We start from the raw sequence: 11,556 nt of genomic DNA, 5'->3' as shown, positions 1-11,556 counted from the left end.
ATGTCGAAACTGATTTTTGATCCTGTTGAACATCCTCATCGTCGTTATAATCCGTTAACTGGTCAGTGGATTTTAGTTTCCCCACATAGAGCGAAACGACCTTGGAACGGCAAAGATGAAAAGCCTCAGATTGCGACACTTCCCTCTTATGATCCTCACTGCTATTTGTGTCCGAATAACACTCGTGTCTCTGGTGATAAAAATCCAGATTACACAGGAACGTATGTCTTTAATAATGACCACTCTGCATTGTTGCAAGACGAATATCATGTTGAACCTTCATCGAATCCTTTATTTCAAACTCAAGCCGTAAAAGGAATTAGTCGAGTCATCTGTTTCTCTCCTGATCATGGAAAAACCATTCCTGAATTACCCGTCAGTAGTTTACGTAAAATCGTTGATACTTGGGATAATCAAATAGAAGAACTCAGCAAAGAATATCTTTGGGTTCAAGTGTTTGAGAATAAAGGTGAAACGATGGGGTGCTCTCAACCTCATCCTCATGGACAAATTTGGGCGAGTGATTTCTTACCTAATGAATTAGCGCGAAAAGATACGCAATTAAAAGCTTATTTTGAAAAATATGGGCGCAATCTATTAATCGATTATGTTGATGCTGAATGTAAAGATACAAGTCGTACCGTAGTTGAAACAGAGCATTGGCTGGCGGTCGTACCTTATTGGGCTTCTTGGCCTTATGAAACGATGTTATTGCCTAAAACGCATATTCGCAGAATGAGTGAATTAAATAGTGCTCAGCGAGATGATCTTGCCATAGCAATGAAAAAATTAACAAGTCGTTATGATAATTTATTCCATTGTTCTTTCCCTTATTCCATGGGATGGCATTTTGCGCCTTCTTTTAAAGACAATAGAAATATCGATCACTGGCAATTACATGCGCTTTACTATCCGCCATTATTACGTTCAGCTACTGTGCGCAAATTTATGGTGGGATATGAAATGCTGGCGGAATCGCAAAGAGATCTAACGCCAGAACAAGCCGCGAATAATTTACGTCAATTAAGTGATATTCATTATAAAGAACAACGCTAATGGCTTTTAATACAGCGAAGATATTTTAATTAATCTGCTTTTTGCGCACGAAATAAATTAAACCAAACATCTCATTATTTACATAATGTTGTGGTGGGATTTTTATTACTTAATTTTAAGCTAAGGATTTATTATGCAGGCACTTATTAATAATGTGACTCGTTCATTTTCATCTATTTTTGGTTACGCACCTACACATTTTATTCAAGCGCCTGGTAGGGTAAATCTTATTGGTGAACACACTGATTATAATGATGGGTTTGTTTTACCTTGCGCCATTAATTATCAAATGGTCGTTGCCGCAGCAAAACGAGAAGATAACATTATTCGTGTCATTGCGGTTGATTACCAAAATGAAGTTGATGAATTTAACCTTGATAACAGTATTGAGTTTGTACCTAATAAAATGTGGGCTAACTATGTTCGAGGTGTTATTCATTTTCTACAAAAAGATAACTACTCTTTTCATGGTATGGATATCGCGATATCCGGAAATGTTCCTCAAGGTGCAGGGTTAAGTTCTTCTGCTGCATTAGAAGTTGCCATTGGTCAAACGCTTAAAACACTTTATCAATTACCTATTAGCCAAAAAGAGATTGCACTAAATGGTCAAAAAGCAGAAAACCAATTCGTTGGTTGTAACTGTGGCATTATGGATCAGCTTATTTCGGCTTGTGGTGAAGAAAATCATGCACTATTAATCGATTGTCGTTCATTAGAAACGTCAGCCGTAACGATGCCTGAAAATATGGTTGTGATGATTATCAATACCAATAAAAAGCGTGGTTTAGTGGATAGTGAGTACAACACCCGTCGCCAACAGTGTGAAGAAGCTGCTCATATTTTAAATGTGACTGCATTAAGAGATGCCACATTAGAGGATCTACTCGCTAAAAAAGCAGTAATGAGTGAAGTGGTTTATCGTCGGGCACGCCATGTTATTACTGAAAATAGCCGTACATTAGATGCAGCAGAAGCCTTACGCCGTGGTGATCTAACCACGTTAAGTCAGCTAATGATGCAATCACATCACTCTATGCGTGATGATTTTGAAATCACCGTTAAAGAGGTTGATTCATTAGTTGAAATCGTGAAATCAGTGATTGGTGATCGTGGTGGTGTGAGAATGACTGGTGGTGGATTTGGTGGTTGTGTCGTAGCATTAGTAACACCAGATTTAGTGGATAAAGTCGTTGACTCTGTTAAAGCACAATACGAAGCTAAAACAGGATTAAAAGAAACTATCTATGTCTGCTCTGCAAGCCAAGGAGCGGGCTATTCGGAGGCAAAATAATGGCGACTAATGAGCTTCGTTTTCTTGACCCTGAGCAAATGACAGCACAACCTGCATCAGATGGAAAACCTGCACAAATAGTGGTGCTTAAAAATCGTTTTGGTATGTCTATCTCTTTAATGGATATTGGCGCAACTTGGTTAACTTGTATTGTACCGGTTAATGGATATCGTCGAGATGTGTTATTAGGCTCTGCGGATATGAATGCCCATAAACAACAAACTGCGTATTTAGGTGCAACGGTTGGGCGTTTTGCTAATCGTATTGCAGGGGCTAAGTTTGTAGTCGAGGGGCAGGAATATAAAATTAGTGCGAATGAAGGTAAAAATACCTTACATGGTGGTAAGCAAAACTTTAGTCATCTTCGCTGGGGGATCACTGCACAATCCTCTCAATCTGTCACTTTTTCACTGATCTCTAATGATGGAGACCAAGGTTTTCCCGGTACGGTGAAGGTAAGTGTGACCTATACACTGACAGACAATAATGAAGTATGTATTAATTATCACGCGATGAGCGATAAAACAACGCCATTAAGCTTAACTAACCATGCTTATTTTAATCTTGCTGGCGAACATACTGAACGCACGGCACTTGAACATGATTTAAGAATTTGTGCGACTCATTATTTAAAAAATGGTGAAGGCAACATTCCTACGGGGGAGTTTGCAAGTGTAATAGGAACAGGGTTTGATTTTCGTAAATTAAAACGTATTGGTCTGGATTTTATGGTAGATGAGTGCCAAAAAGCCGCAAATGGCTACGATCATGCGTTTATTTTAGATAAGAAAGCGATTGAAGATAAAACCCCTGTCGCAACCGTTATTGCACCTGAAGGCGAGCTCAAAATGGATGTCTTTACAACCATGCCTTCTGTTCAGTTCTATACAGGCAACTTTTTGGTAGGAACAAGAGGAAAGAGTCGTCATTACGGTAATTACTCAGGATTGGCATTAGAAACACAATATTTCCCAGATGGCCCTAATCATCCAGAATGGCATGAAAATCAAGGTGTTTTACCTGCAAATACAGCGTGGAATAGCCAAACAATCTATAAGTTTTACTCGTAACAATAAAAGGAAAGTGTAAACGCTTTCCTTTTCACTATTTATTTGATCTTTTTACTTTTTAAATTTCACTTCTTCGCTGATAATCAGGCCACTTAAATTCTATTACTCCCTTTTTTCTTTGTTTGTAGATTAACGGCTCGTTATTTCTTAACCAGGAATAAAGGTGATCCATAAGGGGTGGATATGGCGACTATCAAAGATGTAGCAAAAGAAGCAGGAGTTTCTGTTGCTACTGTGTCTAGAGTCATTAATAACTCGCCGAAAGCAAGCCAAGCATCTATAGAAACCGTTAATGCAGCGATGCAAAAATTAGGCTATCGACCTAATGCGGCAGCAAGGGCTTTGGTTAGTCAGAGTACGCAAACCTTGGGTGTTTTAGTGCATGATGTTTCCGATCCCTTTTTTGGCACTCTTGTGAAAGCGGTTGATAACATTGCAAGACAATCAGGAAAACACATCTTGGTCTGTAATGGTTATCATGATGCTCAAGATGAACGCCAATCTATTGAGTTATTGATTAATAGTCGCTGTGATGGTCTTGTGATCCACTCAAAAGCACTCTCTGATGAAGAATTGCTAGCTTATGCTCATGAAGTTAAAAGCATGGTGTTGATTAACCGCTTTATTCCTGAAATTGCTGAACGTTGTGTCGCTTTAGATAATTATAAAGGGGCTTGGATGGCAACCGAGCATCTGATCCGTCAAGGTCATACCAAAATCGCTTATATTTCATCTACTCATCATATTGAAGATACAACTCAGCGTCTTGCTGGTTATAAAGCTGCATTGGAAGCCAATAATATCAAGTTACCTGAAAGTTATATCGAGTATGGTGAGCCCGAAGGAGAAGGGGGCGAAAAGGCAATGATGCATCTGCTAACCAAATCAATCGATTTTACAGCTGTAGTGACTTACAACGATTTTATGGCTGCGGGGGCTTTATCTGTTCTTGATGAAAATGAAATCCCTGTTCCTGAAAAAATTTCCGTTATTGGCTTTGATGACGTATTAATTGCACGCTATATTCACCCTCGTTTAACCACAGTGCGTTATCCTGTACAAATGATGGCAGAACAGGCAGCAGCACTGGCCATCAGGCTTTCTAAAGGTGAAATGCTCGAACAAAAACAACGTATTTTTTCGCCAACATTAGTTCAACGTAATTCTGTTTTTAATCTTAGCCACCTCTCTTAATCTTAATTACCTCATTTATTATTCAGCCAAGTTGATCCTCTTAATGAGCTTTATGAGATTAAGAGGTTATTCTTACTTGAGCTGTGTAATCGTTATCATTCTTTGGCTTTTTTTAACGATTATTTAGATATCTGAATTTTATTAAATAAAATAGCCATCGTGTTTTAGGCTTAAATATTGCTTTACTCGTCATGGTAATCGTTTGTTTTCCTATTTTATGATCCATTTACGTAACATAAGCGATAAATTTGTGAACAGAGTAACGGAAAAGGATTGTGAAAACGTTTACATTAAAATCCTATTCTCTCTATGGGTCTGAAAGGAAAATATTATGCATACAGAAGGTGTTGGGTTAAGCACAATAGATTATGCAATTTTTGCCCTCTATGTCGTGATCATTATTAGTCTAGGATTATGGGTTTCTCGTTCTAAGGATGGCGAGAAAAAAGGAACAAAGGATTATTTTCTTGCAGGTAAAACCCTTCCTTGGTGGGCAATTGGTTCTTCGCTTATTGCAGCTAATATTTCAGCAGAACAATTCATTGGTATGTCTGGTTCTGGTTTCTCCATTGGTCTTGCTATCGCATCTTATGAATGGATGGCAGCACTGACATTAATTATTGTTGCTAAATACTTTTTACCTGTCTTTATCGAAAAAGGTATTTATACCATTCCTGAATTTGTCGAGAATCGCTTTAAAAGTCGTAACTTAAAAACCATTCTTGCGGTGTTCTGGTTAGCGTTATTTATCTTTGTTAACTTAACATCGGTACTTTATTTAGGTTCATTGGCATTAGAAACCATCCTTGGTGTACCAATGATGTATGCCATTGTTGGTTTAGCATTATTTGCTGTTATCTATTCACTTTATGGTGGGCTATCTGCTGTTGCGTGGACAGACGTGGTACAAGTGTTCTTCCTTATTCTTGGTGGTCTGTTTACCACAGTATTAGCCGTCAGCTATATCGGTGGAGATGGTGGGATCATGGAAGGTTTGAGCAAAATGACACAAGCCGCGCCAGATCACTTTAAAATGATCTTAGAGAAAGATAACCCGCAATTTATGAACTTACCGGGTATCGCGGTGCTGATTGGTGGTTTATGGGTTGCTAATCTCTATTATTGGGGCTTTAACCAATACATTATCCAACGTGCTTTAGCCGCTAAATCTATCAATGAAGCACAAAAAGGGCTCGTGTTTGCTGCATTCTTAAAACTAATTGTGCCTGTTCTTGTCGTTGTGCCGGGTATTGCTGCATTTGTTATTACCACTAACCCTGAATTAATGGCAGGTTTAGGGACTATGGCACAAGAGCATATTCCAACGTTGTCACAAGCAGATAAAGCCTATCCTTGGTTGACTCAGTTCTTACCAGTAGGTGCAAAAGGTGTTGTTTTTGCTGCACTTGCCGCTGCAATTGTTTCATCTTTGGCATCTATGCTTAACTCTATCGCGACTATTTTCACGATGGATATCTATAAAGAATATATCGGACCAAAAGCTTCAGAAACACGCTTAGTGAATGTGGGGCGTATTAGTGCGGTTGTTGCTTTAATTATTGCTTGTTTTATTGCACCTTTATTAGGTGGTATCGATCAGGCATTCCAATATATTCAGGAATATACAGGCTTAGTGAGTCCGGGAATTTTAGCGGTATTCTTGTTAGGCTTATTCTGGAAAAAAACAAATGCAAAAGGTGCAATCATTGGTGTGGTTTTATCTATACCGTTCGCATTGTTCCTAAAATTAATGCCATTGGGTATGCCATTCCTTGATCAAATGATGTACACCTTTATGTTTACTACGGTTGTAATTGGTTTAGTTAGTTTAACTTCAACTAAAACAGATGACAGCATAGGGGCGATTGCATTAACAGATAAAACCTTTAAAACACAAAGCGGATTCAATATTGCTTCCTACGCCATAATGATCATCTTATGTGTGCTTTACGCCGTATTCTGGTAATAACAAGATTGTAATTTGTTAATTTTCTAAATCTAAAAATACCCTACAAAACGAGACAAAGCAGATGGTTATGCCATCTGCTTTTTTTGTGTCCAAGATCTGCTATTTCTGCACTTAATCGGAATGGCACTTATTTGCTTTGATACAGATTAAAAAAAAACACTAAATATGAAAAGAAAATCATTCTCATGATTATTTGATTAAGATAATATCAATCATTCTCATTATTATAAACGTTATAAATTCAGGGGATCTTTATGAACTTTAAAATGGGCGTATTAACAGCCTGTATTTTATCTGCCTCTTACCCGCTGTATGCACAAGAAAACAAAGAAGAAAAACTTGTTGTATCAGCATCAGGGTTTGCTCAACAAATTACAGATGCACCAGCAAGTATCACCGTGATCAGCAAAGAACAACTGGCGAAGAAACCCGTTCATGATTTAGCCGATGCAGTAAAAGGTGTTGAAGGCGTTAGCATTAATGGTAATGCCAATAAACAAGAAATCACGATGCGTGGTTTACCGGGTGAATACACACTTATTCTTGTTGATGGTCGTCGCCAAAATAGCCGTGAGTCACGTCCGAATGGGAGTGGTGGTTATGAAGGTGGTTTTATTCCACCAGCAGATGCGATTGAACGTATAGAAGTTATTCGTGGACCAATGTCATCTCTGTATGGTTCAGACGCAATGGGTGGTGTTATCAATATCATCACGAAACCAGTAACAAAAGAGTGGCACGGCTCTGTTGCACTTGGCGGTACACTGCAACACAACCGTGATGCCGGCGATTCTATTAATGGTGATTTTTATCTTTCAGGACCATTAATTGAAGATAAATTAGGCTTACAGCTTTACGGTAGTAGCTACTTACGCGCAGAAGATAAAATCACTTATGGTCAAGGTCGTAATGACAATAAAAATATTACGGCGAAATTGGCATTCACACCGACTGATAATCAAACCATTTTATTAGAAGCGGGTCGTAATACGTTACAGCGTACAACGACACCGGGTAAATCCATGAGTGAATTTACTATCCGTGGTGGAAAAGCGGATGAAAATAAAATGCTAGAAACTAATAATGACCGTAATCATTGGGCATTAACCTATAAAAATCAGTTTGATATTCTGCACTCAGAATTAAGTGTTTATCAAGAACAGACAAAACGTATTACCAAAACAGAAATGATTAATAAGGTGACAAAAGAGCGCGAGAAGTATTATGAAGATCGTCGCCCTGAAATCACTAATACTGTTTTTGATGCGAAATTTACCGCTTTCTTACCTGATAACGTGATGACTTTTGGTGGACAATATCAATATTCACGTTTAAAAGATGAATCATCTACGGGTTCTGGTATTAAACAATCCACTATTACAGCAGATCAAAAAGCGTTATTCCTTGAAGATGAATATAGCGTGACAGACAACCTCGCGTTAACTGGTGGGGTGCGTCTTGATGATCACGAATATTACGGTAATCACTGGAGTCCAAGAGCGTATGCTGTTTATCATTTAACGGATGAATTTACTTTAAAAGGCGGTGTGGCGAAAGCCTTTAAAGCACCAAGCTTACGTGAAATTAGCCCTGAATATGGTACTTCAACTGAAAAAGGCCGTGCAATTATGTACGGTAATCGTGATTTAAAACCTGAAACATCAGTCAGCCAAGAAATTGGTATTGGTTATGATAATGGGGATGGTGTTACCGCAAGTGTGACTTTCTTTAATACTGATTTTAAAGATAAATTAACGAACTATGACACTGGCGAAATAGATCCAATTACAGGTTTAAAACTGTATCAATACGATAATGTGGGCAAAGCAAACATTAAAGGGATTGAAACAGCGGTAGGATTCCCGATTGCTGAAAGCTGGCATGTCAATGCGAACTACACCTATATCGATTCAGAACGTAAAAGTGATGATGAAAAACTAGGTTCAGGCGAATCCTTAAAAGGTTATCCATTAGATTTAACACCAAAACATAGCGCTAATGCACGAGTTGACTGGCAGTTTGATGAAGCAACCAGTTTTTATGCCAATACGGCTTATACTGGGAAACAAATCTGGGCAGCTCAACGTAATGGTTACACAGGGGCACGTTATCGTAGTGGGTATACAACCTTTGATTTAGGGATGACCTACAACTTTAATAAAAATACCATGTTTAACTTTGCGGTATTAAATATTACAGATGAAACAGGGCCTGCTGTAAATGATAAAGGTGGTAACTGGGTTGTCGATGAAGGTCGTCGTTATTGGGCGAACATTAAATATAGCTTCTAATCGAGCCTTAATTAACATAAACCCCGTATTAAATATGGGGTTTATTTTTTATGGCTCTCTATTATTTTCATCTTAATGGTGCACTTTTTAAATTACCGACAGAGTATCTGATTTATGCGAATACTAATGTTATGTGGAATGATTATGTTATCTGCGGTTGCTCAAGCTAGGCCTAACCAAGAAGTTCCGGAAATTGAGTCTCAGGCTCACTCTTATTATCAAATTACAAATAAAGAAGTGGCATATGAAGGAAAACAATATCGCCTCTTTCTTGCTATTCCTAAAAACACCACTAAGACAGCGTTAATTTATAGTGTCGATGGAAATGCGCAGTTTCCGCTGATGATAAACGAAGCCATAAAGCAGAAAAATAAACCGCTACCTGCCATTATCAGTGTGGGATATGTAGGTGATAAAGCTTACTTTATTACAGAGAGAACGCATGACTACACACCAAGTGTAAAAGGTGAAGCATTTAGCCGAGGCGGAAATGCAGAGAATTTTTATCAATTTTTCTTAACGCAAGTAAGACCTTATGCGTTAGAGCAACTTGCCAAAGAACACGTTTCTATTACTCAGCAATCCTTGTTTGGTCACTCTTTTGGCGGTGTATTTACCCTCTATGTTCTATTCAATCATCCAGAAACATTTCAACGCTATATCGCAGCAAGTCCATCATTATGGTGGGGAAAAGGCGAATGGGTGAAAAAAGAGCAATGGCAATCTATTCCTAATGATATTTATATTGCAATAGCCTTAGGTGAAAAAGAAGAAACCCCAGATTTAAGTCGATTAAGTGAAGAGCAACAGAAAAATTACCAAGAGCGTAGTAGTTGGTTAACGCAACGTCAGCTATGCCAATATCTATCGGAAGCAGGAAAACAGTGTGAATTTTATCTGTTTGAAGGTAAAGGTCATGGAGGTTCAATTCCCGATGCAATTAATATTGCTTTAGAAAAAAGCATAGAATAAACAAAAGCATCTCTTTATTTTTAGCTATCCTATTGGCTAACGATAGGATAGTAATGAATATTTATTATTTTGGTTTTGTTTTATACGTATTTATTCGTAATTTTCTTAATAAAAAATACTTATCTTTTAATAAAAATAAATATCAGATTAGAGCTATTTCTTTTTGGTAGAAAAAGACGATAATCATGATTGATATAAATAAAATTGTTTTCTGGCATTAGATTTTATAATTTTATTTATCATCATTTAAACGCTATATTCGCGTCTCCTGAATTTAGGGACGCCATCCACTGTTTTCACCTTTGTTTCTTTTATCTTTCCTAGATAAAAGAACCGCCTCTATCAGGCATCGAGAAAACAGCGCATCATCAACCGTTTTGATTGTGGAGACGAGGGTAGTGAAACAGAACACTACTTTGGTACGCAAAGGCGACAGTACATTAGTACCTGTGGCTGGGTTAACGGTATTTGCTATCGCGTCAGGCTATTTAATGAGTTTAATTCCACTGTCTATGAGTAGTTTTGGAATGGATACGCTCTATGCCAGCTGGTTAGCAAGTATTTATTTTATTGGATTATTAATAGGTTCAGTCATGATAGAGCCTATTATTGCAAGAATAGGGCATCGTCTTTCTTTCGTTGTATTTTTATTATTGCTGGCAGTGACTGTTGGTGTATTGCCTTTAATGCCTTATTTATCAGCATGGATGGTTTTCCGTTTTATTGGTGGTATGGCGGTTGCAGGTATATTTGTTGTTGTCGAGTCATGGCTATTAATTGGCGATAATCCTAAAGAGCGAGCTAAACGCTTAGGTTTTTATATGACCTCGCTTTATGGTGGCACAACATTAGGACAATTGGCGATTGGTGCAATTGGTACACAAGGCGCTATCCCATTTATGGCGATATTAGTTTTATTATTAATCGCTGTATTACCGCCTCTGCTTTTTAAGCAAGGGCAGCCACAAGGGCACGATCATAAAAGTTTGTCACTTAAGCAGATGAGCCGATTAAATAAAGCAGCTCTAGTGGGCTGTATGGTGTCAGGTGTTGTGATGGGCAGTATTTATGGCATGATGCCATTAGCTTTAAATCAAGGGCAATTTACAACAGACCAAATAGGTGTGTTGATGGCAGCGATTATTTTAGGCGGTATGGTGGTTCAGCCTATTATTAGCAAATTGTCTGTGATGATAAGCAAAACACTGTTATTAGCGATGATGTGTTTAGTGGGCGTGTTTGCTATGGGACTGACATATCTTTCTAGCGATTATATGGTGCTTATTATTGCACTGGCGCTATTGGGAATGTCTTCTTTTGCACTTTATCCTATCGCTATTACATTGGCGTGTGATCATGTGAATGCGAGCTATATTGTCGCTATTACACAAGTAATGCTATTAAGTTATAGCATTGGTTCTGCTATCGGGCCTTTAGGGGCGGGTATGTTTATGGCGCAAGCCAATAACGGCATTATGAATTTCTTCTTTGTGGTGTTATTAGTGACGGCAATTTACATGCTTTTTGCAAGTTTACGTCGTAAAAGCCATATTGTGTTGAACTAAACCGTTTTCTCTTACTTGTTCTCTTTCTTATTCTCTTTCTCTTATTTATCAGCCGAGTTTACCGTAAAGGTGGCTCGGTTTTTTATATCTATTCTAAAAACGAATTAAGACTTCCCTTATATTTTTATGTTGTGCTTTATCAGTA

At 38.0% G+C, this 11,556-nt stretch carries 8 protein-coding genes; all 8 read left to right on the top strand.

Features of this window, described 5'->3' with window-relative positions; translation table 11 throughout:
• The 8 genes from D7029_RS13360 (at window position 1) to D7029_RS13325 (ending at window position 11,411) form a co-directional block, all read left to right on the top strand.
• Window positions 1-1,056 (top strand): UDP-glucose--hexose-1-phosphate uridylyltransferase, encoded by a 1,056-nt coding sequence (locus D7029_RS13360; protein WP_194950910.1) that lies wholly within the window; start codon window positions 1-3, stop codon window positions 1,054-1,056.
• Between the two features lie 133 nt (window positions 1,057-1,189).
• A complete protein-coding gene (gene galK, locus D7029_RS13355) occupies window positions 1,190-2,350 on the top strand; it encodes a galactokinase (protein WP_194950909.1) in 1,161 nt (386 codons plus the stop codon).
• Complete coding sequence (gene galM, locus D7029_RS13350) at window positions 2,350-3,420, top strand: galactose-1-epimerase (protein WP_194950908.1); 1,071 nt, start codon at window positions 2,350-2,352, stop codon at window positions 3,418-3,420. The genes galK and galM overlap by 1 nt, the downstream gene beginning before the upstream one ends.
• Window positions 3,421-3,603: 183 nt before the next feature.
• Entirely contained in the window at window positions 3,604-4,614 is a 1,011-nt protein-coding gene (locus D7029_RS13345) for a substrate-binding domain-containing protein (RefSeq protein WP_088494984.1), read from the top strand.
• Window positions 4,615-4,945: 331 nt separating this feature from the next.
• A complete protein-coding gene (locus D7029_RS13340; RefSeq protein WP_194950907.1) occupies window positions 4,946-6,580 on the top strand; it encodes a sodium/sugar symporter in 1,635 nt (544 codons plus the stop codon).
• Between the two features lie 257 nt (window positions 6,581-6,837).
• Entirely contained in the window at window positions 6,838-8,874 is a 2,037-nt protein-coding gene (locus tag D7029_RS13335) for an IreA family TonB-dependent siderophore receptor (RefSeq protein WP_194950906.1), read from the top strand.
• A 114-nt stretch (window positions 8,875-8,988) separates the two neighbouring features.
• On the top strand, window positions 8,989-9,846 hold the full coding sequence (locus D7029_RS13330; protein ID WP_228766686.1) for an alpha/beta hydrolase: 858 nt from the start codon (window positions 8,989-8,991) through the stop codon (window positions 9,844-9,846).
• A gap of 398 nt (window positions 9,847-10,244) precedes the next feature.
• Window positions 10,245-11,411, top strand: coding sequence for an MFS transporter (locus D7029_RS13325; RefSeq protein ID WP_099074867.1), 1,167 nt, complete (start codon window positions 10,245-10,247; stop codon window positions 11,409-11,411).
• The last annotated feature ends 145 nt before the right edge of the window (window positions 11,412-11,556 follow it).

Origin of the sequence: Proteus vulgaris (genome assembly GCF_016647575.1) — a bacterium.
Classification (GTDB): domain Bacteria; phylum Pseudomonadota; class Gammaproteobacteria; order Enterobacterales; family Enterobacteriaceae; genus Proteus; species Proteus mirabilis_B.
The sequence above is the reverse complement of the archived record's forward strand: the minus strand, read 5'-3'. Positions and strand labels throughout refer to the sequence as shown.